The sequence below is a fragment of the Aeromicrobium sp. UC242_57 genome (assembly GCF_044452305.1).
Taxonomy (GTDB): domain Bacteria; phylum Actinomycetota; class Actinomycetes; order Propionibacteriales; family Nocardioidaceae; genus Aeromicrobium.
Genome location: NZ_JBIOAM010000003.1, coordinates 634,817 through 660,682 on the forward strand (window position 1 = coordinate 634,817; position 25,866 = coordinate 660,682).

General features: G+C 67.7%; 32 protein-coding genes and 1 pseudogene. 20 read left to right on the forward strand and 13 right to left on the reverse strand.

The features are described 5' to 3' along the window. Positions 1 to 37: 37 nt before the first annotated feature. Positions 38 to 328, forward strand: a complete 291-nt coding sequence (locus ACHMWU_RS13830) for a 4a-hydroxytetrahydrobiopterin dehydratase (protein ID WP_396044517.1) — start codon at positions 38 to 40, stop codon at positions 326 to 328. A gap of 23 nt (positions 329 to 351) precedes the next feature. On the opposite strand, the gene ACHMWU_RS13835 is transcribed toward ACHMWU_RS13830, so the two are convergent. Further along, entirely contained in the window at positions 352 to 519 is a 168-nt protein-coding gene (locus ACHMWU_RS13835; protein ID WP_396044519.1) for a hypothetical protein, read from the reverse strand. Between the two features lie 75 nt (positions 520 to 594). Continuing rightward, the gene (locus ACHMWU_RS13840; protein WP_396044521.1) at positions 595 to 738 is read right to left on the reverse strand and encodes a hypothetical protein; all 144 of its coding nucleotides are present in this window, start codon (positions 736 to 738) and stop codon (positions 595 to 597) included. A 333-nt stretch (positions 739 to 1,071) separates the two neighbouring features. On the opposite strand from ACHMWU_RS13840, the gene ACHMWU_RS13845 reads away from it, so the two are divergent. After that, positions 1,072 to 1,503, forward strand: coding sequence for a flavin-containing monooxygenase (locus ACHMWU_RS13845; RefSeq protein WP_396044523.1), 432 nt, complete (start codon positions 1,072 to 1,074; stop codon positions 1,501 to 1,503). Continuing rightward, positions 1,439 to 2,542, forward strand: a complete 1,104-nt coding sequence (locus ACHMWU_RS13850; protein WP_396044525.1) for a flavin-containing monooxygenase — start codon at positions 1,439 to 1,441, stop codon at positions 2,540 to 2,542. The genes ACHMWU_RS13845 and ACHMWU_RS13850 overlap by 65 nt, the downstream gene beginning before the upstream one ends. A gap of 71 nt (positions 2,543 to 2,613) precedes the next feature. On the opposite strand, the gene ACHMWU_RS13855 is transcribed toward ACHMWU_RS13850, so the two are convergent. The 3 genes from ACHMWU_RS13855 to ACHMWU_RS13865 all read right to left on the reverse strand — a co-directional run bounded on the left by ACHMWU_RS13855 (position 2,614) and on the right by ACHMWU_RS13865 (position 4,693). Then, a complete protein-coding gene (locus tag ACHMWU_RS13855; protein WP_396044527.1) occupies positions 2,614 to 3,384 on the reverse strand; it encodes a DNA-formamidopyrimidine glycosylase family protein in 771 nt (256 codons plus the stop codon). Positions 3,385 to 3,483: 99 nt separating this feature from the next. Further along, positions 3,484 to 4,359, reverse strand: a complete 876-nt coding sequence (locus ACHMWU_RS13860; protein ID WP_396044530.1) for a hypothetical protein — start codon at positions 4,357 to 4,359, stop codon at positions 3,484 to 3,486. 31 nt (positions 4,360 to 4,390) lie between these two features. Further along, complete coding sequence (locus ACHMWU_RS13865) at positions 4,391 to 4,693, reverse strand: hypothetical protein (RefSeq protein WP_396044532.1); 303 nt, start codon at positions 4,691 to 4,693, stop codon at positions 4,391 to 4,393. Between the two features lie 206 nt (positions 4,694 to 4,899). Between ACHMWU_RS13865 and ACHMWU_RS13870 the strand changes: the two genes are divergently transcribed. Continuing rightward, a complete protein-coding gene (locus tag ACHMWU_RS13870; protein ID WP_396044534.1) occupies positions 4,900 to 5,310 on the forward strand; it encodes a hypothetical protein in 411 nt (136 codons plus the stop codon). Here ACHMWU_RS13870 and ACHMWU_RS13875 read toward each other — a convergent pair. From ACHMWU_RS13875 to ACHMWU_RS13890, 4 genes are read right to left on the reverse strand one after another with little or no spacing between them, the layout of a single operon-like run. After that, complete coding sequence (locus ACHMWU_RS13875) at positions 5,264 to 6,133, reverse strand: hypothetical protein (protein ID WP_396044536.1); 870 nt, start codon at positions 6,131 to 6,133, stop codon at positions 5,264 to 5,266. The two genes, ACHMWU_RS13870 and ACHMWU_RS13875, sit on opposite strands and share 47 nt — an antisense overlap. Next, positions 6,130 to 6,381 carry a hypothetical protein gene (locus ACHMWU_RS13880; protein ID WP_396044538.1) on the reverse strand — a complete coding sequence of 84 codons (252 nt, stop codon included), beginning with the start codon at positions 6,379 to 6,381 and terminating at the stop codon, positions 6,130 to 6,132. Before ACHMWU_RS13880 ends, ACHMWU_RS13875 begins: the two co-directional genes overlap by 4 nt. Further along, a complete protein-coding gene (locus tag ACHMWU_RS13885; protein ID WP_396046754.1) occupies positions 6,354 to 6,851 on the reverse strand; it encodes a helicase-related protein in 498 nt (165 codons plus the stop codon). Before ACHMWU_RS13885 ends, ACHMWU_RS13880 begins: the two co-directional genes overlap by 28 nt. Further along, positions 6,758 to 7,810, reverse strand: coding sequence for a DEAD/DEAH box helicase (locus ACHMWU_RS13890; protein WP_396044540.1), 1,053 nt, complete (start codon positions 7,808 to 7,810; stop codon positions 6,758 to 6,760). The genes ACHMWU_RS13885 and ACHMWU_RS13890 overlap by 94 nt, the downstream gene beginning before the upstream one ends. 212 nt (positions 7,811 to 8,022) lie before the next feature. Here ACHMWU_RS13890 and ACHMWU_RS13895 point away from each other — a divergent pair, with 212 nt between their 5' ends. The 4 genes from ACHMWU_RS13895 to ACHMWU_RS13910 are packed head-to-tail and all read left to right on the forward strand — an operon-like array spanning position 8,023 to position 10,566. Continuing rightward, positions 8,023 to 8,592 (forward strand): hypothetical protein, encoded by a 570-nt coding sequence (locus ACHMWU_RS13895; protein ID WP_396044543.1) that lies wholly within the window; start codon positions 8,023 to 8,025, stop codon positions 8,590 to 8,592. After that, positions 8,589 to 9,053, forward strand: coding sequence for an OmpA family protein (locus ACHMWU_RS13900; protein ID WP_396044545.1), 465 nt, complete (start codon positions 8,589 to 8,591; stop codon positions 9,051 to 9,053). The genes ACHMWU_RS13895 and ACHMWU_RS13900 overlap by 4 nt, the downstream gene beginning before the upstream one ends. Before the next feature lie 3 nt (positions 9,054 to 9,056). Further along, positions 9,057 to 9,449 (forward strand): hypothetical protein, encoded by a 393-nt coding sequence (locus ACHMWU_RS13905; RefSeq protein ID WP_396044547.1) that lies wholly within the window; start codon positions 9,057 to 9,059, stop codon positions 9,447 to 9,449. A gap of 58 nt (positions 9,450 to 9,507) precedes the next feature. Continuing rightward, positions 9,508 to 10,566, forward strand: coding sequence for a DUF3048 domain-containing protein (locus tag ACHMWU_RS13910; RefSeq protein WP_396044549.1), 1,059 nt, complete (start codon positions 9,508 to 9,510; stop codon positions 10,564 to 10,566). A 21-nt stretch (positions 10,567 to 10,587) separates the two neighbouring features. On the opposite strand, the gene ACHMWU_RS13915 is transcribed toward ACHMWU_RS13910, so the two are convergent. Beyond that, positions 10,588 to 11,253: a TetR/AcrR family transcriptional regulator gene (locus ACHMWU_RS13915; RefSeq protein WP_396044551.1), complete on the reverse strand. Its 666-nt coding sequence runs from the start codon at positions 11,251 to 11,253 to the stop codon at positions 10,588 to 10,590. Positions 11,254 to 11,393: 140 nt separating this feature from the next. On the opposite strand from ACHMWU_RS13915, the gene ACHMWU_RS13920 reads away from it, so the two are divergent. Together ACHMWU_RS13920 and ACHMWU_RS13925 are read left to right on the forward strand one after the other, a co-directional pair. Next, entirely contained in the window at positions 11,394 to 11,630 is a 237-nt protein-coding gene (locus ACHMWU_RS13920) for a hypothetical protein (RefSeq protein WP_396044553.1), read from the forward strand. Beyond that, positions 11,594 to 11,905 carry a hypothetical protein gene (locus ACHMWU_RS13925; protein ID WP_396044555.1) on the forward strand — a complete coding sequence of 104 codons (312 nt, stop codon included), beginning with the start codon at positions 11,594 to 11,596 and terminating at the stop codon, positions 11,903 to 11,905. Before ACHMWU_RS13920 ends, ACHMWU_RS13925 begins: the two co-directional genes overlap by 37 nt. Positions 11,906 to 12,092: 187 nt before the next feature. On the opposite strand, the gene ACHMWU_RS13930 is transcribed toward ACHMWU_RS13925, so the two are convergent. Then, on the reverse strand, positions 12,093 to 12,695 hold the full coding sequence (locus ACHMWU_RS13930) for a MerR family transcriptional regulator (protein ID WP_396044557.1): 603 nt from the start codon (positions 12,693 to 12,695) through the stop codon (positions 12,093 to 12,095). Between the two features lie 61 nt (positions 12,696 to 12,756). On the opposite strand from ACHMWU_RS13930, the gene ACHMWU_RS13935 reads away from it, so the two are divergent. From ACHMWU_RS13935 to ACHMWU_RS13980, 10 genes and pseudogenes are all read left to right on the forward strand, one after another. Then, on the forward strand, positions 12,757 to 13,305 hold the full coding sequence (locus ACHMWU_RS13935; RefSeq protein ID WP_396044559.1) for a YqgE/AlgH family protein: 549 nt from the start codon (positions 12,757 to 12,759) through the stop codon (positions 13,303 to 13,305). Positions 13,306 to 13,328: 23 nt separating this feature from the next. Next, positions 13,329 to 13,598 carry a DUF3039 domain-containing protein gene (locus tag ACHMWU_RS13940; RefSeq protein ID WP_396044561.1) on the forward strand — a complete coding sequence of 90 codons (270 nt, stop codon included), beginning with the start codon at positions 13,329 to 13,331 and terminating at the stop codon, positions 13,596 to 13,598. After that, positions 13,588 to 15,289, forward strand: a pseudogene (locus tag ACHMWU_RS13945) (DEAD/DEAH box helicase). Before ACHMWU_RS13940 ends, ACHMWU_RS13945 begins: the two are co-directional and overlap by 11 nt. 146 nt (positions 15,290 to 15,435) lie before the next feature. Next, positions 15,436 to 16,239 carry an alpha/beta hydrolase gene (locus tag ACHMWU_RS13950; RefSeq protein ID WP_396044563.1) on the forward strand — a complete coding sequence of 268 codons (804 nt, stop codon included), beginning with the start codon at positions 15,436 to 15,438 and terminating at the stop codon, positions 16,237 to 16,239. 50 nt (positions 16,240 to 16,289) lie between these two features. After that, entirely contained in the window at positions 16,290 to 17,180 is an 891-nt protein-coding gene (locus ACHMWU_RS13955) for an oxygenase MpaB family protein (RefSeq protein WP_396044565.1), read from the forward strand. Between the two features lie 29 nt (positions 17,181 to 17,209). Next, complete coding sequence (locus ACHMWU_RS13960; RefSeq protein WP_396044567.1) at positions 17,210 to 19,471, forward strand: hypothetical protein; 2,262 nt, start codon at positions 17,210 to 17,212, stop codon at positions 19,469 to 19,471. After that, complete coding sequence (locus tag ACHMWU_RS13965) at positions 19,455 to 19,727, forward strand: hypothetical protein (RefSeq protein ID WP_396044569.1); 273 nt, start codon at positions 19,455 to 19,457, stop codon at positions 19,725 to 19,727. The genes ACHMWU_RS13960 and ACHMWU_RS13965 overlap by 17 nt, the downstream gene beginning before the upstream one ends. Before the next feature lie 73 nt (positions 19,728 to 19,800). Continuing rightward, positions 19,801 to 20,910 (forward strand): LLM class flavin-dependent oxidoreductase, encoded by a 1,110-nt coding sequence (locus tag ACHMWU_RS13970; RefSeq protein WP_396044571.1) that lies wholly within the window; start codon positions 19,801 to 19,803, stop codon positions 20,908 to 20,910. A 399-nt stretch (positions 20,911 to 21,309) separates the two neighbouring features. Then, positions 21,310 to 23,052, forward strand: coding sequence for an esterase-like activity of phytase family protein (locus tag ACHMWU_RS13975; RefSeq protein ID WP_396044573.1), 1,743 nt, complete (start codon positions 21,310 to 21,312; stop codon positions 23,050 to 23,052). 178 nt (positions 23,053 to 23,230) lie between these two features. After that, positions 23,231 to 23,638, forward strand: a complete 408-nt coding sequence (locus ACHMWU_RS13980) for an Ig-like domain-containing protein (protein ID WP_396044575.1) — start codon at positions 23,231 to 23,233, stop codon at positions 23,636 to 23,638. A gap of 212 nt (positions 23,639 to 23,850) precedes the next feature. On the opposite strand, the gene ACHMWU_RS13985 is transcribed toward ACHMWU_RS13980, so the two are convergent. Beyond that, on the reverse strand, positions 23,851 to 25,158 hold the full coding sequence (locus ACHMWU_RS13985; RefSeq protein WP_396044577.1) for a GNAT family N-acetyltransferase: 1,308 nt from the start codon (positions 25,156 to 25,158) through the stop codon (positions 23,851 to 23,853). A 38-nt stretch (positions 25,159 to 25,196) separates the two neighbouring features. Continuing rightward, positions 25,197 to 25,805 (reverse strand): PIN domain-containing protein, encoded by a 609-nt coding sequence (locus tag ACHMWU_RS13990; RefSeq protein WP_396044579.1) that lies wholly within the window; start codon positions 25,803 to 25,805, stop codon positions 25,197 to 25,199. Between the last annotated feature and the right edge of the window lie 61 nt (positions 25,806 to 25,866).

Genomic DNA, 25,866 nt, shown 5'->3' on the forward strand with positions numbered 1-25,866 from the left:
GGCTTGCGCTCCGCCATCACGCGGTTAACGTGAAGCCATGACTGCCTTCACCGATGCCCAGATCGAATCAGCGCTCGAGAACCTTGCGGGCTGGTCACAGGAAGGCGAGGCGATCGTGAAGACGTTCGAGTTCTCGGACTTCTCGGCAGCGATCTCGTTCATCAACCGAGCCGTCGGGCCCATCGAGGAGATGGATCATCACCCGGAGTGGACCAATGTCTACAACCGGGTCGATGTGCGTCTCAACAGTCACGACGTCGGGGGAGTGACTGATCGGGACCTCCGTCTTGCCAAGGTGCTCGACCGGGTGGCCGCCGCAAGCCGCTGACCTGCGGGTGGTCAGCAAGTGGGTCAGGCCCAGAGGTCGGACCCGAACTGGAACCAGATCGCGGCGATCACGACGACGTACCAGAGGATGTTGATCAGCAGCGTCCAGTCGTTGACGAAGCGCGTGATCGGGTTGCCGGGCAAGAACTCACGCAGGTTGCGCGCCGTGAGCCACACGAAGATCGCGATCATGATGGTCCACACGACCATGCACCACGGGCACAGCTCTGACGATCTCGTAGATGCTCTGCCACTGCAGCCAGGTGATCAGGCTGATGCCGAACAGGGCTCCGGCCTGCAGCCCGAGCCAGATGAAGTCGGGCAGCGAACTCGTGCGATGGCCAGCACGCCGATCGTCACCACGACCGCGAATCCGACGACGCCCATCAACGGGTTGGGGAAGCCGAACACCGACGCCTGGTCGGTGTTGATGACTCCGCCACAGCTGCACGAAGGCGTTGATGTCGCACCCGAGAGCCTTCTCGGGGTGCTTGAGGAACTCGATCTTCTCGATGATCAAGATCGCAGCGGACAGCAGGCCGATGGCGCCGCCGATCGTCAGCAGCCAGCCGAGGGCGCGGTCCGAGGGCTGGTACGTGTCGAGGTCGCCGTTGCCCTCGTGTGTCTGCGCAGTCATGACAGTGATCTTAGAGGCGGACTGCAACCCGGTGTTGACCCTCTCGATGGTCAAAGGCGTCACTCTGGGTTACAGTTCACATACCAACGGTATGTGGAAGGGTTTTCATGAGTGCTCAGCACGTCGACGTGATGATCGTCGGAGCGGGTCTGTCCGGTATCGGAGCGGCCTACCGTCTCCAGGAGCAGTGCCCCACCAAGACCTACGAGATCCTCGAGGCGCGTGAGGCTGTCGGCGGCACCTGGGACCTGTTCCGCTATCCCGGTATCCGCTCAGACTCCGACATGTACACGCTGAGCTTTCCGTTCCGGCCGTGGACCAACACCAAGTCGATCGCGGACGGCGATGACATCCGCACCTATATCGAGGACGCCGCTGACGAGTTCGGCATCAGGAAGAACATCCGGTTCGGGCACCGGGTCGAGAGTGCCTCGTGGTCGTCCGACGAGGCACGGTGGACCGTCACGTCACGCGTTGACGGCGAGACCGTCGTCAAGACCGCGTCGTTCCTGTACCTGTGCAGCGGCTACCAGCTATGACACCGGATTCACCCCAGATTTCCCGGGACTCGACACGTTCGAGGGCACGGTCGTGCACCCGCAGTTCTGGCCGCAGGACCTCGACTACGCAGGCAAGGACGTCGTGGTGATCGGCAGCGGAGCCACTGCGGTCACCTTGATCCCGTCGATGGCCGACGAGGTCTCGCACATCACGATGCTGCAGCGCTCACCCACCTACATCACGACCTTGCCCGACGTCGACAAGCTTCGGTCAGCTATGCGCAAGGTGCTGCCCGACCGGCTCGCGCACCGGGCGATCCGGCGCAAGAACGCCATGGTCGCGATCGGCTTCTACCAGTTCTGCCGCAAGTTCCCGCGGCTCGCGACGAAGGTGCTGCTGACCCGGGCCAAGCGTCAGCTGCCCGACGGCACCGACATGACTCACTTCACCCCGCGCTACAAGCCGTGGGACCAGCGCCTGTGCATCGTGCCGAACGGTGATCTGTTCAAGTCGATCCGCCGTGGCAAGGCGTCGATCGTCACCGACACCATCGCCGGCTTCACCCCGCGCGGCGTCGAGCTCGACTCGGGCGCGCACCTCGACGCCGACATCGTGGTGACTGCGACTGGTCTGCAGGTCGTAGCCATGGGACAGATCGCGATCGAGGTCGACGGTCGGACGATCGACCCGCACGACCTGTACGTCTACAAGGGGCTGATGTTCAGCGGGCTGCCCAACTTCGCCTGGTGCGTTGGCTACACGAATGCGTCGTGGACGTTGCGGGCTGACCTGTCGTCGCAATATGTCTGCCGACTGATCAACCGCCTCGACGCGCGAGGTCACGACTATGCGATGCCAGATCCGAGGGGCGCCTCGGGTGAGGCTGCACCGATCCTCGACCTGACGTCGGGATACGTGACCCGAGTGGCCGAGCTGCTTCCGCAGCAGGGCTCGACGTCACCGTGGACGATCAGGCAGAACTGGTTGCTCGACTCGTGGGACATGAAGCGCACCGACCTCGACGAAGCCATGGTCTTCGGCCGAGCCAAGCAGATGTCGGCGGTTGTGGGTCGATAGCGACCGCGTATCGACGTAAACCGCCGACATCCTGGGGGAGGGGCCCTGGCGGGCGGCCCGGACGGGGGGGGTCAGGTTTGGCAGTGGGGGCACCAGAACGTGTTGCGCATCTGGGTAGCGACAGTGCCGAGCTCTCCGCGCTTGATCGCCGTGCCGCACCGGCGGCACGGCTTGCGATCTCTGCTGTAGACCCAGTGGGTCTGACCTGGGCGGGTGCTGCTGGTGAACACGCGGCCAGGACGGTCGCGATTGACCAGGATCGTGCGGCGGCCACGGTCGATGACCTTGGCCGCATCGATCTCGCCGACGGGACGGGTCGGCAGCAGCCCGCTGAGGAAGCAGATCTCGTTGACGTACTCGTTGCCGAAACCGGCCACGCTGCTCTGGTCGTGCAGGGCGAGGAACACCGGACGCTGCGGATCTGAGGTGACCCGGCGGACGGCCTCGTCGAGATTCCAGTCGGGCCCGAGCAAGTCTGGCCCGAGGTAGTCGAGACCTTCGTCGTGTCGTGGGACGACCTCGGTGATGCCGAGGGCGAATCCGACGGCCTGTCGGTCGGTCGTCTCGAGGACGATTCGCGCCTGGTGCGCCGGACGCCGCCACGACTCGTCGTGCGCGTAGACGTGCCAGACGCCCTCCATCTTGAGATGGGTGTGGATCGACTGCTCGCCGACCCGGATCAACAGGTGCTTTCCTCGGCTCAGCACCTCGTCGACCGTCTGACCCGACAGGTCGAGCGTCGCGTGTGCGGGAACGCGAAAATCTGTGCGGGTCAGCTCGCGCCCTTCGAGTGCCTCCCGCAGACGTCGAGCTGCCCGCCAGACGGTGTCACCTTCAGGCATCGAGCCGCAGTCCCTTGATCGTCGCCTCGAAGCCTGCTTCGGAGAGCGCAGCGCCGAGCGGAGTTGACGCGACGCCTCGGCCGCCTGCCGACTCGATCGTCAACCGGCTGATGCGGCGGGCACGGACGGTCGTGGCCAACGACGCGGCTGCTGCGGCGAGCCGCTGCGGAGATCATCGTCGAACACGAGAGCCTTCTTGCCGCTGCGTTCGAGGTAGAGCACGAGCCGTCCGTCGTGGAGCACGACGAGCGAGCCGGCCTTGCGGGCGGCTCGATGGCCGGAGGCCTCGTCGTCGGCGGCTCGCGCGGGCCAGGGGAGCGCCGCACCGTAGGGATTGGCCGGATCGGTTGCCGCGAGGGTCACCGCCGGCTCGTTCGACGGAGTGTCGTCGTCGGTGGAGACTCCGCGCATGCGGTCGACCGTCGCAGGAGCTGCGAACTGGGCGGCCCCGAGCGTCTCGATGTAGTAGCCGCGCAGACACGCTCCGGTCTGCTCGAGCTCTCGCAGGACGCGGTAGACGCCCGCGAAACCGCCCGGCGTCGACTCGGCCATGACCGATCCGCGGGTCACTACCCCGTAGCGCCCCAGCAGGGCCTCGGTACGGGCGAGCTGGACGCTGGTGGAGTCGGTGACGGTAGGCGGCGACGAGAACCATCGACCGCTGACGGTGGGCGGACCTTGTAGCGCGACGCGCGGAGACCGCGTTCGCCGTCCGTGGATGCGCGCTCGGGGCGCAGGGCGGGTCGTACGGTGGGCTCCGCCGCGACTGACCATGGCGCGGATCGGGGTGAAGGTGTCGTTGCTGACGTGGCCGGACCAGACGAGATCCCACAAGGCGGCGACCACGGCACTGTCGTCATCGCAGTCGAGCGCATCGGTGAGCTGGCGGAACAAGAAGGCTCCGCCACCGTCGAGGGCCGCCACGATCGAGGCATGCAACGAGTCGGTCTCGAGCGCCTGCGGCTGCGCCAGCACCAGATCGGCCGGATGCAGCTGGACCCAGCCGTCATTGCCCGGCAGGGTGCCGGCGCCGGTCCAGACGATCTCGCCGGCCGAACGTCAGCTCGTCGAGCATGCCCGGCGAGTAGTCACGCACGCGCACCGGCAGGACGAGCGACTCCCAGGCCGAGGCGGGAAGCGCGAGGCCGGCGAGCTGGTCGACGACCGCGAGCACCCCGTCGGGTCCGCGCAGGGAGCCGCCCACGCCCTGCCAGGACGGGAGGAAGCGAGCGAATGTCGTCGGTCGACTGGTTCGACCTGGTGGCGGGCTGCGGCCAACGATCGCGCGAGCGCGCAGGCGCCGGAGCACGCCCGGCTCGACCCACTCGGCGCCCGTCGCATGGGCGGAACTCGCCCTCGGTCAGCCGGCCGTCGCGCGAGAGCCTGCGCAGCACCTGCAGAGCGATCGACGGACCGACTGCCGAAACGGCCCGCGACCTCGTCGGTCGTGAAGGGGCCGTGGGTGCGAGTGAACCGTGAGATGAGATCGCTCAACGGGTCGGCGCTCGCCGTCAGGTGGGCCTCGGCGACTCCCAGCGGGATCACGACACCGAGAGCCTCGCGCAGACGTCCGGCATCTTCGACCGTCGCCCAGCGCACGACTCCGGCGATGGAGACCTCGATGACTCGGCGGCTGGACTGCAGCTCGTCGAGCCAACCGCTCACGGTGGCGGCGTCACCGGTCTCGACTCGCGCCACGATCTCGTCGAGATGGAGTGGGCCCAGCAGGCGCAGCAGATCGGCGACCTCCAGCCCCTTGACCTGACGGTCGGGAGCCAGTCGCTGCGGCTCGGCCTCGGTGCGTTCGATGACGTCTGGATCGAGCAGCTGCACGCAGCTCGGTGCGCCCAGCAGTCGGCGAGCAGCGCCGGATCGAGGGTCAGTGCCGCCGCGCGACGTTCGGCCAGGGGAGTGTCGCCCTCGTAGAGGAAGGCGGCGACGTAGCCGAACAACAAGTTCTGGGCGAACGGTGATGCCTTGTCGGTCGTGACCTCGGCGATCTGCACCTCGCGCGAGGCGATGCGGCGGGCCAGCGCCTCGAGCGCCGGAGGTCGTAGACGTCTTGCAAGCACTCGCGGGCCGTCTCGAGCAGGATCGGGAAGGTCGGATAGTTGCGCGCCACGTCGAGCAGCTGAGCCGAACGTTGCCGCTGCTGCCACAGCGGGGCGCGGGAGCCGGGGTTGCGGCGAGGGAGCAGCAGCGCCCGCGCAGCGCACTCACGGAATCGGCTGGCGAAGAGGGCAGACCCGCCGACCTCTTGCGTGACGATCTTCTCGAGCTCGTCGGCCTCGAACACGAACAGGTCAGCGCCTGGAGGCTCGGTCTCGGTGTCGGGGATGCGGGCCACGATGCCGTCGTCGTTGGCCACGACGGAGCCGTCGATGCCGAACCGTTCGACGATGCGGGCTGCCACAGCCAGTGCCCACGGCGCGTGGACCCGGCGCCCGTAGGGCGAGTGCAGCACGACCCGCCAGTCGCCGAGCTCGTCGCGGAAGCGCTCGACCAGCAGCGTGCGGTCGGACGGGACCTGCCCCGTGGCCTGCTTCTGGTCGGTCAGGAAGGCTGCCAGGTTGTCGGAGGCCTGGCGGTCGAGCCCCAACGCGTCGGTTCGCTTGCGCAGCCCGGCCGGCGTCGCCGCGGACGCCTCGCGCACGAAGGCACCGATCGCCTCGCCGAGCTCGTAGGGACGGCCGACGGCCTCGCCTTTCCAGAACGGCAACCGGGCGGGCTCGCCGAATGCCGGAGTCACGATGACCCGGTCGTGGGTGATCTCCTGGATGCGCCAGTCGTCGCGCCGAGGGCGAAGACGTCGTTGATCCGTGACTCGTAGACCATCTCTTCGTCGAGCTCGCCGACCTTGCGCGGACCGGACTCCTCGGAGCCAGCCGCCAAGGTCACCGCGAACATGCCGCGGTCGGGGATGGTGCCTCCGCTGGTGACCGCGAGCCGCTGTGCGCCGGGTCGACCGGTCAGGGTGCCGGCTTCGCGATCCCACACGAGCCGGGGCGCAGCTCGGCGAACTCGTCGGACGGGTAACGGCCCGAGAGCAGGTCGAGGGTCGCCTCGTACGCGGACCGGGGCAGGGTCGCGAAGGGGGCGCTGCGGCGCACGATGTCGAACCACTCTTCGACGTCGATGGGCTCGAGAGCTGTGACGGCGACGGTCTGCTGCGCGAGGATGTCGAGCGGATTGGTCGGGATGTCGAGTCGCTCGATCAGGCCGGCCTGCATGCGCGACGAGGTCACGGCCGACCCCAGCAGGTCTTGCCGGGACGTCGGGAACATGATGCCGCGCGACAGCTCACCGACCTGGTGGCCCGCGCGACCGACTCGCTGCAGGCCGCTGGCCACGGACGGCGGCGTGGACACCTGGATCACGAGGTCGACGGCGCCCATGTCGATGCCGAGCTCGAGGCTCGACGTGGCGACGACGCAGCGCAGCCGCCCCGTCTTGAGGTCGTCCTCGATGCCGGCGCGCTGATCTTTGCTGACCGAGCCGTGGTGGGCGCGGGCCAGGACGGCCTCAGCGCCGTTGGACTGCGCGCTGCCACCCATGACTTGGGCCGGGGAGCGGCCAGGGGGGCGGGCCTGTGCGGCTTCTTGCCCCTCGCCGGCAAGTCGGCGTAGGCCTCGTTGAGCCGCGCCGTGAGCCGCTCGGCGACACCACGGGAGTTGACGAACACGATCGTCGAGCGGAACTGCAGGATGCGCTCGAGGATCGCTTCTTCGACGTGCGGCCAGATGCTGCCGCGGGGTGCGTCGTCGCTGCTGTCGGAGGCTGTGGACGGGTGCGCCGGCAGCTGCGTCATGTCGTCGACGGGCACCGCGACCTGCATCTCGAGACGGCTGGGGGAGTCGGGTGCGACGACCTGCACGCGGGCCGACCCGGCGAGGAACCTGGCGACCTCGTCGTGGGGGCGGACCGTCGCGCTCAGGCCGATACGGCGTGCCGGGGTCTCGAGCAGTGCGTCGAGGCGCTCGAGCGAGAGCGAAAGGTGCGCCCCTCGCTTGGTGCCGGCCACGGCATGGATCTCGTCGATGATGATGGTGTCGACGCTGCGCAACGTCTCGCGGGCAGCCGAGGTCAGCATGAGGAACAGCGACTCGGGTGTCGTGATCAGGATGTCGGGCGGTCGCGACACCAAGGCGCGGCGATCTCGCTGTGACGTGTCGCCCGAGCGGACGCCGACCGTCACCTCGCGGAACTCGTCGCCGCGTCGGGCGGCGGCCCGGGTGATGCCGACCAGGGGCGATCGCAGGTTGCGCTCGACGTCGACCGCGAGCGCCTTGAGCGGCGAGATGTAGAGAACCCGGGTGCCCTCGGACTCGCCGGCGTGCATCAGGCGATCGATCGAGGACAAGAAGGCGGCGAGGGTCTTGCCGGAACCGGTCGGCGCGACGACCAGGACGTGATCGTCGCCCGCCACACCGGCCCCAGGCGCCCTCTTGGGCAGGGGTCGGTGAGCTGAAGGACTCGCTGAACCACTCGCGCGTCGCGGCAGCGAATCGATCGAGCGAAGAAGTCATCTGTCCATGCTCTCAGCCGGGTCCGACAACCCTGAGAGACCGCACTCAGGATTGGCTGGCAGGGTGGTTAGGGTGGCTATTCGCAGCTCACTCACCGACGAAAGGCGATCACGTGTCAGACACCCGACTTCGGTGGCTGACAGTTCTCGTGACGGCTGCCCTGATCGTCGTGGTGAGCATGGGTTCCATCGTGGGTTCAAGTGCCGCAGCCGGCAACTTGCAGCACTCGGCGCAGGTCGCGCTGGCTGATGCCGGGCTCGACGGCGTCATGGTCGAGTTCTCGGGCCGGGAGGCCACGCTGAGTGGTGGCAGCCACGCAGACCTGGTCGATGCCACGGCGGTCGTCACCGCGATCGAAGGCGTCCGCTCGGTCGAGGCGGCCGACGATGCGACCCCACCTGCGCAGGCCACCCCGTCGCGCCAGCCCGAATCGGTTGGCACGTCGATCCAGCTGCGCCGTGAGGGCGACCGGATCGTGATCGGTGGCGTCGTGCCCGATGCCGATGCCGCTGCAGAGATCAAGTCGGGGGCGGCGCTCGTCTTCGGCGAGATGGTCTCGGGCGATCTCCAGGTCGACGACTCGGCACGATCGGCGCGCTGGGTCAGTGCGCTGCCGGCGGTCTTTGGAGACCTCGTCGCGGTCAGGGGAGCTCGCTCCACATCGACGAGGACGGAACGTTGACGATCGGGGGCCTGGTCGAGAGCAAGGCCGGACGCCGCTCCGTCGCGCAGCTCGTGTCGGCCGCGATCCCCGACGTCGAGATCGTCAACCGCCTCACAGTCGACGCGAGGGGCCTCAGCAGGGCTGATGCGACGGTGCTCAACCAGTCGGTGGTCCTGTTCGACCAGGGGCTGTCCGTCGTGTCGTACGCGGCCGCGCCGACGATCGACGCGGTCGCCGACGTGCTGCGGCGCAACAGCAGGCTGACGCTCGAGGTCGTCGGCCACGCCGGCCCCAGCGATCCCGTCGCGGGCAAGCGGTTGAGCGACGAGCGGGTCGCCGCCGTGAAGGCCTACCTCGTGGCGGTCGGCATCGATGCCGGCCGGCTGTCCACGAAGAGCTATGTCACGGGCCGCAGGACGGCCGTCGATCCCCTGGCCGAGCAGTACCGCCGGGTCGACTTCATCGTCAGGGAGAACTGATCCATGTCTGCTTACACGCTCGGAGAGATCGCAGTCTGGCTCGTGCTGGCTGCGGTACTTGGCTTCGTGCTCGGCTGGTTGGCACGTGAGATCCAGGTCAGGGCCGGTCGCCGGTCGGCGGCGCCCGAGGTGCAGCCCGCAAAGCCTGCCGAACCTGCTGCGCCGGCCGCGCCGGAAGAGACGATGGAATCTCAACCTGCGGAGCCCGAGCCCGAGCCCGAGCCAGAGCCGGAGCTAGAACCCGAGCCAGAACCAGCGCTGATCAAGGGCAAGAAGAGCTCGATGATCTATCACACTCCCAGCAGCGGTTCCTACGCTCGGACGAAGGCCGATGTGTGGTTCACGACCGAGGACGAGGCCGTCGCGGCGGGATTCCGCAAGCCCAAGAACGCCTGACGGGCTCGACCGGCAGGCCTGCGCCAGCATCCTTGGCCGATGCGGCATGCTGGGCCGCATGTCTTTGCGTCATCTTGCTGTCGTGTCCGCGGCGGCTGTCCTCCTGACGGCCTGCTCTTCGTCCTCCGACTCCCCGGCACCCGACAAGCCAGAACCCACCAAGGCCTCGCCGGTCAAGCTCGTCGAGCGTTCGCCGCTGACCGGCAAGCCGATGCGGGACGGGCGTCCTGACAACCCGGTGTTCGTCGTCAAGATCGAGAACACGGGCGGCGGGGCCCCGCAGTACGGGCTCAACAACGCCGACATGGTGATCGAGGAGCTCGTCGAGGGCGGCCTGACCCGGCTCGCGGCGTTCTACTACTCCAAGCTGCCCTCGAAGGTCGGCCACGTGCGGTCGTTGCGCACGAGCGACATCGGCATCGCCGGCCCGGTCAGGGGACAGATCGTGGCCTCCGGTGGCGCGAACGGCGCCTACAACAAGGTCGAGAATGCCGGGATCACGGTGTTCTCCGAAGATGCGGGCTCGCCCGGATTCAGCAGCGACCCGTTGAAGTCCCGCCCGTACAACCGGCTGATCAACCTCAAGACCGTCAACAAGTCGGCCAAGGTCAAGAAGATCAAGAACAACTACTTCCCGTGGACGCCGTCCAGCACGAGCGCGACGCCGACGCCGACCCCGACAGCCAGTGCCGGTGCGACGGCCGCCACCGAGGCTCCGGCCACCAAGACCCAGCCGGCGACTGCGGCAACGGTGCGGTTCTCCAACTCGACGTCGACGTCGTGGGCCTACAAGGCCAAGAAGTGGGTCCGCACCAACGGCCATGCTGAGGCAGGCAAGGACTTCGAGGCCGACACGATGATCGTGATCTCGTGCCGCGTCGGCGATGCGGGCTATACCGATCCGGCCGGCAACCCGGTTCCGGAGACGGTGTTCGAGGGCAGCGGCGAGGCGAAGGTCTTCCACGGCGGCACCGTCACGACAGTCAAGTGGAACAAGCCGAGCCTCGATGAGGGGCTGACGTTCAAGAACGCCGACGGCTCTCCGTTCACGATCAAGCCCGGCAAGGTGTTCCTCGAGCTGATGCCCAAGGACGCCGGATCGGTCAGCGTGAGCTGATCGCAGAGCTGGTCGTCAGCGTCAGTCGTTGCCGACGGTCGGCAGCAGTCGTAGACCACCCAGCAGTGCACCGATCGTGGCCTTGACGTCCTCGCTCGCGGCATCGGGATCTTCGGCGTCGGCCACGTACTCGGAGGCCGACCGGATCGCGCCGTAGAAGACGGCAGTAAAGGCCTCACCGAGCTGCTCGATGCCGCCCAGGTCGTCGAGCAGGTCGTCGACGGTGCGTTCGACGATGCCGTAGGAGGACGCCTTCTCGGCTTCTTGCCAGCGCTCGTGGCCCAGGGCGACGGGCCCTTCCTGCATGCAGATACGACGGAACTGGGGCTCGCGGCAGACCTCGAGGAACTTGGCCAGACCGATCTGCGCCCGCTCCCACGGATCCTTGGACGCCGTGATGGCTTTTTCGATGTCAGCGGTCGTGGCGTCCTGCACACGCAGGAAGACCTCTTCGAACAGGGCGAGCTTGCTGGGGAAGTGGTGGTACAGCGCGCCCTTGGTGACCCGGGCGGCTGCGACGACCTCGTCGAGCGACGTGCCGGCGTAACCGTGGTCGGTGAACAGCTCGGTGGCACTGTCGAGCAGCGCACGCTTGGTGCCCGAGGAGTAGTCCTGCCGACGCGTCGACTTGGTGGTCTTGCGAGCGGTGCGCAGAACGCTCTTCGTCACGCGTGCGGGATGGGGCATGGGGCCAAGTCTACGGCGCGCGCTCTCCGTGCCCGGAATCACATACCCGAAGTTTGCCAGCGCGATCGAATCCCAACATACTGAGAGTACGTACCGAGAGTATGGAACTCTCGATCCGACGGCACAGAAAGGAGCACACCATGACCTGGGATGCTTACCACCGTCGCAAGAAGACACTCCGCGAGGTGCTCGCGGTCGCCGACCGGCGACGCGACCTCACCCTGACCGAGATGCTCGACCTGGTCGATCCCGAGCGCCAGGGGATCGCCGAGCGACCGAGCTCTTGTTCGAGCTCCAGATGGCCTGGTACCAGCGCCTCAGCGGCCAGCTCGACCGCCTGGTGGCAGAAGGCGAGGCCCCCGGCCACGTCGCCGTGACCGGATGGGTCAACACCGCTGCCGAGCTGCCGGGCGCGCGGATGCTGCTCGACGCGCACCGCGACGAGCCCGCTCTGCGCAAGGCCTTCGCCAAAGAGCTGACCGCCCTCGCCCTGGCAGCCGGCGTCCCGGCCTACCACTCCGACCTCGTCGCGCAGGGTCGGCGCATCCAGGACGCGGCACGCGAGAGCGCGCCCTCGACGGACGTCGTCGACCTGGGCCGAGCATCGCGGACGGGCCTCATCGCCCGGTTCCGCAGCGCGCTCGCAGCCTGACCGCCTGGCGGGTCAGTCCGCCTCGTGGTGAGTGGCTCAGCTCGACCGGGTGGCGATGCCAGTGATCTGCTCGTCGATCTCGACGTCGATCGACTTGCGGAACTCGCTGCGGAAGATGCCGAGCGTGACCTGGCTGGCGATCGGCAGCAGGCCGTCGACCAGGTCGATGATGCCCTGCCACTCGTCCTCAGGCAGGCCCGCGTCGATGAAGGGCTGGGATCAGCTCGGTGACCACCTCGCGGACGAACGTGTCGGCGATCGTCCGCAGGTGCGACTGCAAGATCGGGAACACGTTGATGACGGTCTCGGGCGCCAGGCCGAGCGTCACGGCCGATGCACCGGCCCGCACGACCGCAGGCTCCACGAGCCGCACCCGGGCGTCGTCGAGCTTCTCGACCAGCCCGAGGCCGACCATTGCCTCGATCAGGGCGTCGTCGCGCTCGACCCCGGCCAGGGCAGCCAGGTCTTCACGGGACATGATCTCGGCCTCGCCGGCCTCTGGCTGGTCGAGGATCGTCATGAGGTCGAGCGTGTGGCCGGCAGCGTGGTGCGGCGTGTTGTGGATCGCCTTCTCGACCGCCGCCAAGGTGAAGCCACGCTCCAGCAGCTGTCGGATCAGCTGGAGCCGCTGCAGGTGCTCGCGGTTGTAGTAGCCGGTCCGTCCCGCAAGCCGTGGGGCGTCGATGAGTCCGCGACTGGCGTAGGCGCGGACGTTGCGCACCGTCATCTGGGCGCGCGAGGCCAGCTCGTCGACCGTGAACTCTTCCACGGTGGTCGCGTCGTCGGCCATGCACGAAGCATAAGGCCAGGCAATGTCGCCATGGCGTGTGCCCGAGGGGCATCATGGAGACATGGACACGCTGCGAGGCAGATTGTTGGTGGCCACCCCGGCCATCGAGTCCGGACCGTTCCTGCGCAGCGTCGTCTACCTGCTCGACCACGACACCGACGGGGCGCTGGGCGTCATCTTGAACCGTCCGCTCGAATCAGACGTCGACGAAGTGCTCCCGGCATGGGCTGGTCTGGTCAATGCGCCAGTCTGCCTGTTCGAGGGCGGTCCTGTGGCGATGGACTCGGCGCTCGCGCTGGGCATCATCGCCGACAACCTGCCACCGGCCGGTTGGCGGCACATGGCTGGTCGCGTCGGCCTGATCGACCTCGACGGCCCCCTGCCCGGCTCCGGAGAGCTTGCGGGTCTGCGAGTCTTCGCCGGCTATGCGGGCTGGGCGCCCGACCAGCTCGAGGCCGAGCTCGCCGAGGGAGCCTGGCTCGTCGTCGACGCGCGTGACAGTGATCTCATGTCACCCCAGCCCGAGGCGTTGTGGCGCGAAGTTCTGCGGCGTCAGGACGGCGATCTCAGATTCTGGACGACATTCCCCGACGATCCTTCGGCCAACTGATCAAGACTCGTTAGACTCGGGTCGTGGCTTTCTTTTCTCGCGGCACGCAGACAACTCTCGACGAGCGCACCGACCAGCGCACGGAGGAGGGCGACCACGAGAAGTTCTCGCACTACGTCCCCAAGGCCGAGCTGACCGAGGCCATGGTCATGGGCACCCCGGTCATCGCCCTGTGCGGCAAGGTGTGGACGCCCAGCCGCGATCCCGAGCGTTTCCCGGTGTGTCCTGAGTGCAAGGACATCTGGGAAGGTCTCGACAAGGGCGACGACGGAGACGCACCCGGTGACGCGTAGCCAGCACCTCCGGGTCTGGCAGCGAGAAGCATTCGAGCCTCTATCAGCGCAATCAACCGCGCGACTTCCTCACTGTTGCCACGCCCGGCGCCGGCAAGACCACCTTCGCGCTGACGATCGCCGCCGACCTGCTGGCCAGGGGCATCGTCGAACGCATCGCGATCGTGGCGCCGACCGATCATCTCAAGACCCAGTGGGCCCAGTCGGCGGCTCGCATGGGCATCGCGATCGACCCCACCCTGGCCAGCCAGGGTGTCCTCGGCGCCGGCTTCCAAGGCTTCGCGGTCACGTATGCCGGCATCGCGGTCAACCCCAACGCCTACCGCGCACGCATCGAGCACAGGTCGACCCTCGTGATCCTCGACGAGGTCCACCACGCCGGCGACGCGCTGACGTGGGGCGATGGCGTGCAAGAAGCGTGCGAGCCGGCCGTGCGGCGCCTCGCCCTGACCGGCACGCCGTTCCGCTCCGACGACAACCCGATCCCGTTCGTCACGTACGCCCCGGCCTCCGACGGCAGCAAGACCAGCGTCGCCGACTACTCCTACGGCTACGGCCATGCGCTCAAGGACGGCGTCGTGCGGCCGGTGCTGTTCATGGCCTACTCGGGTCGCATGCACTGGCGCACCCGTGCCGGTGACGAGGTCGCTGCCCGTCTGGGCGAGCCGCTCGACCGGGCCGCGACGGCGCAGGCCCTGCGCACGGCCCTCGACCCCAACGGATCGTGGATGCCCGAGGTGCTGGCAGCAGCCCACACCCGCCTGATGGAGGTGCGCCGGCACGTCCCCGACGCCGGTGGCCTGGTCATCGCGAGCGACCAGACGAGTGCGCGGGCCTATGCGACGCTGCTGGCCGACATCACGGGCTTCCAGCCCACCGTGGTGCTGTCCGACGAGGCCGGCAGCAGCGCCAAGATCGCCGACTTCTCGGCTGCCAACGACCCGTGGATGGTCGCGGTCCGCATGGTCAGTGAGGGCGTCGACATCCCGCGCCTCTCGGTCGGCGTCTACGCCACGACGACCTCGACACCGTTGTACTTCGCCCAGGCCGTGGGACGTTTCGTGCGTGCTCGCCGCAAGGGCGAGACCGCCTCGATCTTCGTGCCGAGCGTGCCCCGGCTGCTGTCGTTGGCCGCCGACCTCGAGGTGCAGCGCGATCACGTCGTCGGACGGCCCGTCAAGGACGAGGACGACCTGTTCGCGGCCGAGGCCGACATGCTCGCCAAGGCGCAGCAGGAAGAAGGCGCCTCCGACGATCTGCTGGGCCAGTACCGCGCGCTCGGCAGTGATGCCTCGTTCGACCGGGTCGTCTACGACGGCGGCGAGTTCGGCTACGACTCGATGTCCGATGACGAGGGCGAGCTCGACTTCCTCGGTATCCCGGGTCTGCTCGAGCCCGACCAGGTCGCCGAGCTGTTGCGGACGTCCAGGGCCAAGAAGGCCAAGGACAAGGCATCCGTCGCCACTGCGGAGCCAGAGGCCGATGTCGCCTTCGAGCAGCGCAGCGAGCTTCGCCGCGAGCTGCAGGGGCTCGTCGCCGCCTGGCACCATCGCACCGGTGCCCCGCACGGGGTGACCCACAACCGGTTGCGCGCCCAGTGTGGCGGACCGCCGGCCGCCCAGGCCTCGACGGTCCAGCTGCAGGCGCGTATCGACGCGATACGCGCCTGGGCGCTCAAGGCCTCCGGCTAGGCTCTGCGCGTGAGCACGCTGCCTGTACGGACCCGGATCTTCGCCGCCATCTTGAAGCGCGTCTCGACCCCGGTCGAGGAGGCGGGGGAGTTCGCGGTGTTCCGTGCCGAACGGCGCAAGCTGCAGGCCACCGCGGTCGGCAAGCCGTGTTCGGCCGGATCGACGCCGACTCGACGGTCGAGGAGATCGTCCTCGGCAACGGCCAGCGGGCGCTGGTGCACCGTCCGAAGGACGCGATCGGTCCGCTGCCGTGCGTCATCAACTTTCACGGCGGCGGCTGGGTGCAGGGCAATCCGGAGCAGTCGGCCTGGTTGTCGAGCCGGGTCGCGGTGCGCAACCGGGCCGTCGTGATCGCGCCTGCGTACCGCCTGGCGCCCGAAGACAGGTTCCCTGCAGGAGTCGACGACAGCTGGGACACGGTGACCTGGGTGGTCGACCATGCCGACGAGCTGGGCATCAACCCCGAACGTCTCGCGGTGATGGGCGACAGCGCAGGCGGAAACCTGGCCGCGGTCGTCGCCCTGATGGCTCGTGACGCAGGCGGCCCGTCGATCCGGGCCCAGGTGCTGATCTATCCGGGTGTCGAGATGTACGACCGGTGGCCGTCGGAAGACCAGCACGCCGAGGCGCCGGTGCTGACGTCTGCCAACATGCGCACGTTCGTGCGGCTGTATCTCGGCGACCAGTACGGTACCGAGGACTTCCGGGCCTCGCCGATCCGGGCGGAGTCGCACGCCGGGCTGCCGAAGGCGTTCATCCTGACCGCTGAGTCAGACCCTCTGCGCGACAACGGGGCGCGCTACCGCGATGTGCTCGCCGAGGCTGGAGTGCCGGTGCGGTACGCAGAGTACGAGGGCGCGATCCACGGATTCGTGAGCCTGCCGGGTGTCGTCCCCGCGGCACGTGCGGCGCTGGACGACATCGTCGTGTTCTTGCGCGACGTCCTGTGAAAGCCCTCGAAAGCATTGTGACAGTGACACTGTCACGGTAGTCTCGCGCCATGAAGCGCAATCATTGGCAGCAGGAGATCGCCCGGCTCGACCCTGAGACCGACTACGAGCAGATTGCCAGGATCGCCGGCCAGCACGAGTTCCCGTGGGACTCCCAGCAGGCGCTGAGCTTCGCGCTGTTCCGCACCTATGCCGTGCCGTCGATCGGCCGTCTGCTGTTCGACACCGGAGAGTTCACCGGTGCCGTGCAGAAGCGCCACGACGACACCGCGCTGCTGCTCGAGACGATTGCCGACCAGGGACTCGAGACGTCCGTCGGCCGCGCCGGAGTGCGTCGGATGAACCAGATGCACGGCAGCTACGACATCTCCAACGACGACATGCGTTATGTGCTGTGCACCTTCGTGGTCACCCCGGGCCGCTGGATCAACCGGTACGGCTGGCGGGCGGTCACCGAGAAGGAGAAGATCGCCGCGGTCCGCTACTACCAGCGACTCGGCCGGCTCATGGGCATCAAGGACGTGCCGGACGACTACGAGGGCTTCAGCCAGCTGATGGACGACTACGAGCGCGAGACCTTCGTGTTCGACACGAAGTCGCGAGCCGTGGCCGACTCGACCCTCGACCTGTTCGTCGGGTTCTACCCGCGACCGTTGCGTCCGCTGATGCGGCGATTCAGCATCGCCCTGCTCGACGACCACCTGCGTGAGGCGTTCAGGTATCCGGCTCCCTCGCGACTCATGAGCCGGCTGGCCCATGGCTCGCTCGTCGCGAGAGGGCGGGTCCTGCGGTTCTTCCCCGCACGGCGCAAGCCCTCCTACATCCGCGACACCCACCGGGTTCGCTCCTATCCCGGTGGCTTCATGATCGAGAAGCTGCGGCACGTTCCCCGAGTCGATGCCGACCGGAGACGTGACTTTGTGACCTGCATCTCGTTGTGACTCCTGAGTAACTTCTGAGGGGGCGCATCGTGCAGCGCAGCAGTCATCGTCATCTTCGGCCCATCGTCGTCGCGGTCACCACGATCGCCGTCACGATGGCCACCTTTCCGGCCTACGCATCGTGGGTGCAGCAGTTCCACGGCTCCGATCCCGCTCCGGCGGCGGGAGGCGCAGCAGTCGTCGACGAGTCGAAGCCGCACAGCCACAACGATCCCGCCACGAAGAATGCCGTGTCGCGCTCGGCGCAAAGCGACGAGACAGCAGACCCGACCACTGTCACGCAGGCGCTGACGCGCCAGTCCAGCGTCGCGGCGCAACGGGCTGAGCCCGATCCCAGGCTCGTGCGATCGGCGGCGCCCGCCGCACGTCGCAGCGTCCCTCAGGACCGCTACGCGATGGCAGGCGGCTGCTACGCACTGCAGTCGACGCGCACCGGAACCTGGGTCACTCGCACGAGCAGCGGCTACGCGGCAACGGCGACCACCCCCGCGTCGGCCGAGCCCTTCCACTTCCAGGCCACCGACCTGGGCACCTACCTGCTGTACGACACGGCGCAGAAGTTCTTGGGCGTCACGGTGCTGGGAGCCATCGGCGCCCTGCAGGCACCCAGCCAGCGCGCCGACTGGACCGTCAACAAGGTCGGAGCGACGTTCACCCTCGCCCTGCCGTCGCAGAAGACGGCTCTGGGCGCCGACACGGCCGGCGGACTCGGTGCGGGCGCAGCGAGCTCGTTCGCGCTCCGCTCCGTCGGAGGCTGCGCACCGTGGCCGGAGATCGGCACCGGCGTGTCAGGCAGTCCCTTCGCCGGTGCCAGCGCCTTCCAGGAAGTGCGCGGCTACCTCGACGCCCACACCCACGGAATGGCGTTCGAGTTCCTCGGCGGCGACGTCCACTGCGGACGTCCGTGGCACCCCTACGGCGTCGCGTACGCGCTCAAGGACTGCGTCGACCACACCCTCACCGGCGGTAGCGGGGCGCTGATCGAGAACGTCCTCAAGGGTGGCACCCCAGTCGCCCCGCACGACCCGGTCGGCTGGCCCACGTTCAAGGACTGGCCGGCACCAGACTCGCTGACCCACGAGGGCACCTACTACAAGTGGCTCGAACGGGCGTGGCGCGGCGGACAGCGGGTGTTCGTCAACCTGCTGGTCGAGAACAACCAGCTGTGCAACATCTACCCGATCAAGCGGAACTCCTGCGACGACATGGCCTCGATCCGGCTGCAAGCCCACGACATGCGCAAGCTCGAGCGCTACATCGACGCGCAGAGCGGTGGCCCTGGAAAGGGCTGGTACCGCATCGTGACCGACCCGTTCCAGGCCCGCAAGGTCATCAACGAGGGCAAGCTCGCCGTCATCATGGGGATCGAGACCAGTGCGGTCTTCGGCTGCTCCAGCAAGCTCGGCAAGCCCACCTGCACGACCGCGACGATCAGCCAGCAGCTCGACGAGGTGCATGCGCTCGGCGTCCGGCAGATGGAGCTCGTCAACAAGTTCGACAACGCGCTCGCCGGCGTCGCGGGAGATACCGGGGGAGCGGCGCCACTCATCAATGCGGCGAACTTCTTGGAGACCGGCTCGTTCTGGGACATGCGCAAGTGCGCCGCCGGGAGCAATCCGCAGGTCAGCGACCGCGAGCAGATCACCGTGCCGACCGTCATACCCGAGCAGGACGCGCTGTTCGGTGCGATCGCAGGAGCCTATCTGCCGATCAAGCTGCCCTTGTATGCGTCCGGGCCGCACTGCAACGCCCTGGGACTCAGCAACCTCGGCGACTTCACCATCGCGCAGATGGCCAAGCGCAAGATGCTGTTCGACCCCGACCACATGAGCGTCAAGGCCCGCAAGTCCTCGCTCGGCCTGATCGAGAAGCTCAAGTACCCCGGAGTCCTGTCGAGCCACTCGTGGTCGACGCCCGACGCCTATCCGCGTATCTATCGCGCCGGTGGCGTCGTGACACCGTATGCAGGGGACAGCAAGGGATTCGTCGAGAAGTGGCGACAGCACCTCAAGTGGACCGATCCGCGCTACTACTTCGGATTCGGCTTCGGGGCCGACATCAACGGCCTCGGTGCCCAGGGCAGCCCACGCGGTGCGAATGCCCCGAACAAGGTCAGCTATCCGTTCAAGGGGCTGGGCGGCGTGACCGTCGCCAAGCAGGTCAGTGGACAGCGCACCTACGACATCAACGTCGACGGGGTGTCGCACTACGGGCTGTACCCCGACTCGGGTCGAAGACCTGCGCAAGCAGGGCGGCCAGGCCATCGCCGACGACATGGCCCGTGGGGCTGAGGCCTATCTGACGACCTGGGAACGTGCCGTGGGAGTCAGCAACGACGCCTGCCGCGACAAGCGCGTCATCAAGAGGACGGGCGTCTTCAGCAAGCTGAAGAAGGGCACGACAGTCAAGAACGTCCTGTTGAAGGCCGGGCAGCCGCATGCGCGCCTCGGCACGACGTTCACCTACTGCGCCAAGAACAGCAAGGGCAAGAAGGTCACGCGCAAGGTGACGTTCACGGCCAGCGGCAAGGTCCGCCGAGTCCGCTGAGCACTTCTGTTGAAGAGATGGAGGAGGGAAGAAGCCGACGGCGCGATGTGTTGTGCCTGAGGTGAGGCTTTCCGTGCTCGACCTTGTGCCCGTCCGCACCGACCAGTCGACGAGCGATGCCGTGGCTGCCACGGTCTCGCTCGCCCAGGTCGCCGACCGTCTCGGTTTCACCCGCTACTGGCTGGCCGAGCACCACAACATGCCCGCCGTGGCCGCCACGTCGCCGCCGGTCCTGATCGCGATGCTCGGGGCGCAGACCCGCACCATCCGCCTGGGGTCGGGCGGCGTCATGCTGCCCAATCACGCCCCTCTGGCCGTGGCCGAGCAGTTCGCGCTCCTGGAGGCTGCGACACCCGGACGTATCGACCTCGGCATCGGCCGGGCCCCGGGCTCCGACCCGGTGACGTCGATGGCGCTGCGTGGCGCCGCTGGACGCGATGACACCGACATCGCCAACTTCCCGCAGTACCTCGACGACGTCGTCGCGCTGATGGGCACCGACGGCGTGCGTGTCGCAGTGCCGCGCCAGAACTACGTCCTCAAGGCGACGCCAGCGGCAGCGTCAGAGCCGAAGATGTGGCTGCTGGGGTCGTCGATGTACTCGGCGCACCTCGCGGCCGCGAAGGGCCTGCCGTACGTCTTCGCACACCACTTTTCGGGTCAGGGAACCGCCGAGGCGCTCGCGGCCTATCGGTCGGAGTTCCAGCCCAGCGACCTGGCGTCCGAGCCCGTCACCTTCCTGACCGTCAACGCCGCCGTCGCCGACACCGACGAGGAGGCAGCCGCATTGATGCTGCCGAACCTGCACATGATGGCCAAGCTGCGCACCGGCCAGCCCCTGACGGCTCTCGACCTGGTCGAGGAGGCCCAGGCCAAGCAGCTGCATCCGCAGGCGCAGGCCATGGTCGAAGCGGCGTTCGGTCGATCCGTCGTCGGCACGCCGGCCACGGCCGCAGCGCAGGTTCGTGAGCTCGCCGAGCAGTTCGGTGTCGACGAGGTCATGATCAACCCCGTGGCGTCAGCACGACGCGGGACAGATCCACGGTCGGCGCCGGGCCGCGAACGCACCTTGGGGCTGTTGGCCAAGGCTTGCTGTAACAAGTCTTGGCACGGTGGTCACGCCCCGTTCACCACAGCGTCGGTGGCCGGTCGGCTGACGTCGAGAGGGTTCCAGCATGTCTGAGAACCCATCGCCTTCGAGGCTGTCCATGCTGGTGCGTGCGATCGCCCGTCCCGCCGTCGCAGGTGTCGCGGCCGGTGCGTTGGCCGCCGTGGTGCTGCCGGCCACCGGCGCCAGCGCCGCCGACCCGTCACCGCACGACACCTCCTTCAGCCGCACCGCGACCTACCCGGTCTACAAGAACCTGCCGAAGGACGTGCCGGCGTCGTCGGCAACTGTCGCGGAGATCTCTGACGTCTCCAAGGACGGCAAGACGCTGATCTACACCGACGCCCTCGGCAAGCGGATCGGCTTCCTCGACATCAGCGATCCGCATGAGCCGGTCGGCGCAGGCAGCCTGTCCCTGGCCCAGTCGGCGATGTCGACGACCAGCCGACCTCGGTCGCCGTCGTCGGCAAGTACGTGCTCGTCGTCGTCGACACCTCGGAGAGCTTCGTCAACCCGTCGGGCCGTCTCGACATCGTGCGTATCGCGGATTCCAAGCGGATCCGCAGCATCGACCTCGGTGGGCAGCCCGACTCGATCGACATCAGCGCCAGCGAGGGGTACGCGGCGATCGCGATGGAGAACCAGCGCAATGAGGAGTTCACCCCGCCGGGCAAGAGCAAGGGCGACCTGCCGCAGCTGCCCGCCGGATTCGTCCAGGTCATCGACCTCGACGGTGCTCCGGCCGACTGGGAAGCCCATCGGGTCGACCTCGTCAAGCCCGACGGGTCGGCGCTGCAGTCCTTCCTCGATGCCGGTCTGACCGAGCCGGCAGACCCCGAGCCGGAGTACGTCTCGATCAATACCGACGACAAGCTGGCGCTGACCCTGCAGGAGAACAACGGCATCGTCATCATCGACCTGGCGACCAGGGCGATCGAGAAGGTCTTCAGCGCAGGAGCCGTCACGGCCAGCGGCTTCGACACCAAGAAGGACGGCAAGATCTCGCTGACCGACTCGCTGACCAACGTGGTCCGTGAGCCGGACGCCATCGCCTGGGTCGACGACACGCATGTCGCGACCGCCAACGAAGGCGACTGGAAGGGCGGCTCGCGGGGCTGGACGGTCTTCGACACGACGAACGGCAGCGTCACCTGGGATGCCGGCAGCTCGTTCGAGCACCTCGCGGTCAAGCACGGTCTGTACAACGACGACCGCGCCGCCAAGAAGGGCGCGGAGCCCGAAGGGCTGTCTGTCTCGACGATCGATGGCGTGAAGTACGCGTTCGTCGGATCGGAGCGCAGCAACTTCATCGCGGTCTACGACATCGACGACCCGGCGGCACCGAAGTTCAAGCAGATCCTTCCGGCGACCAACGGTCCCGAGGGAATCCTGCCGATCCCCGGACGCAACCTCCTCGCCGTGTCGAGCGAGACCGACGACGCCTCGGTCAACGTCCGGGCGAGTGTCAGCCTGTACGAGCTGGGCGAAGGAGACAAGAAGGCAACGCAGTTCCCGTCGATCGTCGCTGACGATGTCAACGGCAGCCCCATCGGCTGGAGCGCGCTCGGCGCGCTGAGCGCCAAGCCCGGCGACCCCAGCACGGTCTACACCGCCGCTGACACGGTGCTCAAGCCGGCGCAGATCTTCACCGTCGACGTCGCGAAGACGCCCGCGCGGATCACCTCGGCGCTCACCGTCACCGACAACGGCGTGCCGGCGAACCTCGACGTCGAAGGCCTGTTCGCCCGGCCGCAGGGCGGCTTCTGGTTGGCGTCCGAGGGCGCCACCGGCGCGGCCAACAAGATCTACCGCACCGATGCTGCTGGCGCGATCCAGCAGACTGTCTCGCTGCCCAGCTCGATCACCGACCACGTCAAGAACTGGGGCCTCGAAGGAGTCACGGCCACGACCGATGCCGACGGCGAGCACGTCTGGACCGTCATCCAACGCCAGCTGTGGGCAGATGTCAGCGATCAGACCGAGACTGTCGACGGCGACAACATCGTCCGCATCGGCCGCTACGACGTCAACGACGAGACCTGGCACTGGTACGGCTACGAGCTCGAGAGCCCCAAGCGGGACGGCGGCGACTGGGTCGGTCTGTCCGAGATCACTGCAGTCGACAACGACACCTTCGCGGTGATCGAGCGCGACAAGCTGCAACGGTCCGAACGCCCGCAACAAGCGGATCTACACCGTCGACATCCCGGCCGATGACCCGACCGACGGCGAGCTGCCGATCCTGGAGAAGAAGCTCGCGATCGATGTCCTGCCGGCGCTCAAGGCCACCAACGGGTGGACCCAGGAGAAGCTCGAAGGCTTCACGATCTCCGCCGACGGTTCGCTGTACGGCGTCACCGACAACGACGGCCTGAAGGACTCGACCGGCGAGACCGTGTTCCTGCGCCTCGGCAAGGCCACCCAGGTCTTCGCTGATGCGCTCGACAGCACGACGTCGCTGGCGCTGCCGAGCCCGAACGCCGTGTTCGGGCAGAAGCCGACGGCCACCGTCTCAGTCACCGGTGGCACCGGCGTCGCGCCGTCTGGCACCGTGACGATCACGGACGGCAGCACGGTGCTCGGCTCCGGCCGGGTCGAGGCTGGCACCGCGCGGATCACGCTGACGGGCCTCAAGATCGGGTCGCGCCGACTCGTGGCCTCCTACTCCGGTGATGCCAGGACGACGCCTGGAGCAAGTGCGGCTGTCTCCCTCAAGGTGGCCAAGGGGAAGACAGGGACCAGCTCTCGCTCAGCTCGAAGTCGGCCAAGAAGGGTGCGAGCCGCACTGCCAAGGTCACCGTGACCGGTGGTGGATTCGTGCCGAGCGGGATCGTGCAGATCAAGGACGGACGCAAGGTGCTGAAGACCGTCCGGGTCAGTGGTGCCCGCAAGTCGGTGTCGTTCAAGCCAGCTCGACCGGCACACGGAGCATCCGGGCGTACTACACGGGATCGGCCACAGCCCACCCGTCGACGTCGGACTCGGTGCGCATCAAGGTCAAGCGCTAGGCCTGACCTAGAACCAGATGCTGAGGTACGGCTCGACGGGCGAGCGGAACAGCCCGTCGAGCCGTTCGGCGTCTCCGGTGAGTGCGCCCGTCGCGGCGAGATGGTGTGCGGTGGCGCCGCCGAGGTAGAGCGAGCCCAGGGCATTGACGCTCAGCGTCGCATCGGCTGGCTCGTCTGACGGTGTCACGGTCGCGGAACCGGACGCGGAGACGTCGAGCAACCAGGTGCCGTCGGCGAACCCCAGCGGGTCAGTGACCTTGAGGACGATCCGGTCGGCCCGTGCGTACGTGCGGGCGCTGAGGGCCGCTGCCACGTCGAGCACCCGGACCCAGAGATGGTCGAACTCGGAGACCTGCACGGCACGAAAGTCGTCCAGCATCCAGCGCAGTGACTCGTCGACGGGCCGCAGGTGCGCCGAGACCTTGGCGACGAGATCCATCTCGATCAGGAATCGCCACAGGCCCGCGTAGGCGTCGGTGGTCGCGGCGACGAGGGTCTGCAGGACCAGCTCGTGCTGGGTGAAGTCGTCGGCATTCTCGACGAGCCGGTAGACCGCGAAGCCTTGCGGCGTTCCGTCCGCGTCGTCGTAGCGGATGAAACGCAGTCGCTTCGCGTGCTGGTCGCTGGGCGAGAAGCCCAGCTGGCGTTCCCAGAGCAGGCCCGAGTAGGAGATCTGGCCCGGCGTCCGGAGACGGACGCGCTCGACGATCTCGTGCCCGACCTCGCGCAGCTGCTCGGCGGTCAGGAAGTGCACTCGCCCGGTGGGCTGAGGACCTGTCCACCGGGCACGCTTGGTCACGACAGTCACGTCGCGGGCCAATGCTGCGGGGGAGTAGCCGTAACGGCCGTAGAGCGTCGACTCGGAGACCGTCAGCATCGCGACCGGTTGCCCGAGGGCGGAGGCGGTGCGCAGCTCGGCTTCCATCAGCGCCCGCGCAATGCCGCGGCGGCGATGCGTCGGGGCGACGGAGACACCGCTGACCGCCCACGACGACACGCTGCGGCCCCCGGGAACGGTCAGCTCGGCCGGCCAGCACACGGTGGTGGCGACCGGTGCATGAGGATTGGCGATCGTGTCGTCGAAGACGCCCGTCACCCGGTTGCCGTCGAAGGGGAAGGTGCGTCGCCAGGCGATGTGCTCGGGGGTGGGCTCCCCGTCGTGGAAGCCGCGGCTCTCGACGCGGAACCAGCTCTCGTAGGCATCTTGGTCGTGCGCGTCGACCAGGGCCAGGCGCAGCCCGTCGGACTCGAGCCGAGCGCGGGAGATCTCGTCGATGGGAAGGGCTGTGTCGAGGGGTAGATCTGAAGCACTCACCCGTCCAACCTAGTACGGGGGTGAGACAGCTGAGCAGGTCAGTCGATCGTGCCGGGCTGCGCGATCCAGCGTTGTCGAAAGCTCGGGACAGCGCGCTCGAGCGTGGCGAAGTTCTTGTCGTAGTGGACCACGGTGGCTTGGTGTCGGTGCGCGATGGCGGCGATGAGGATGTCGGTGGCTCCGGCGCCGCGGACCTTTCCGTCATGCCACAGCGCGCGTTGGAACCCCAAGGCGATGTGATGACACTCGTCGTCGAGCGGGAGCCGGTCGAAGCTGGCCATTCCTCGTGATGCGAACCTGTACTCGTTCGGGTCTCTGGCGCTATGGCAGTACTCGAGCACTTGGGGGGTCGCGGTCACGATCGTGGGGTTCTCAATGGAAGCCAGCGCTTGCAGCACTCCGCTCTTGGACAACCGGTGCCAGACGCTGTTGTCGATCAGGATGTTCACGGCAGGACGGGTAAGCTCGCCCGGTGTGTCGAGGTCGGCGTGCTCGTGGGCTCGGGCCAGCTCGAAAATCGACAGAACACCACGTTGCTGGCGCTTGATCCGCAGGACTTCTTCGAGCGCGAAGGTCACGACCGCAGTGTCTGTGGCCAGCTCGGTCGACTCTCTGGCCGCCTTCAGCAGGTCGGACGGAACCTTCACCTTGTGCTGCTTGAGATGCATGGATGCTCCTACGGGATCTCGTATGCTACTTATCAGCAGC

Bases quoted from the DNA above. Each gene is read 5' to 3' on its own strand.
- ACHMWU_RS13830 (WP_396044517.1), top strand. From the start codon at position 38: ATGACTGCCTTCACCGATGCCCAGATCGAATCAGCGCTCGAGAACCTT.
- ACHMWU_RS13835 (WP_396044519.1), bottom strand. From the start codon at position 519: ATGATCGCGATCTTCGTGTGGCTCACGGCGCGCAACCTGCGTGAGTTC.
- ACHMWU_RS13845 (WP_396044523.1), top strand. From the start codon at position 1,072: ATGAGTGCTCAGCACGTCGACGTGATGATCGTCGGAGCGGGTCTGTCC.
- ACHMWU_RS13855 (WP_396044527.1), bottom strand. From the start codon at position 3,384: ATGCCTGAAGGTGACACCGTCTGGCGGGCAGCTCGACGTCTGCGGGAG.
- ACHMWU_RS13905 (WP_396044547.1), top strand. From the start codon at position 9,057: ATGTCTGCTTACACGCTCGGAGAGATCGCAGTCTGGCTCGTGCTGGCT.
- ACHMWU_RS13910 (WP_396044549.1), top strand. From the start codon at position 9,508: ATGTCTTTGCGTCATCTTGCTGTCGTGTCCGCGGCGGCTGTCCTCCTG.
- ACHMWU_RS13915 (WP_396044551.1), bottom strand. From the start codon at position 11,253: ATGCCCCATCCCGCACGCGTGACGAAGAGCGTTCTGCGCACCGCTCGC.
- ACHMWU_RS13920 (WP_396044553.1), top strand. From the start codon at position 11,394: ATGACCTGGGATGCTTACCACCGTCGCAAGAAGACACTCCGCGAGGTG.
- ACHMWU_RS13930 (WP_396044557.1), bottom strand. From the start codon at position 12,695: ATGGCCGACGACGCGACCACCGTGGAAGAGTTCACGGTCGACGAGCTG.
- ACHMWU_RS13935 (WP_396044559.1), top strand. From the start codon at position 12,757: ATGGACACGCTGCGAGGCAGATTGTTGGTGGCCACCCCGGCCATCGAG.
- ACHMWU_RS13955 (WP_396044565.1), top strand. From the start codon at position 16,290: ATGAAGCGCAATCATTGGCAGCAGGAGATCGCCCGGCTCGACCCTGAG.
- ACHMWU_RS13965 (WP_396044569.1), top strand. From the start codon at position 19,455: ATGGCCCGTGGGGCTGAGGCCTATCTGACGACCTGGGAACGTGCCGTG.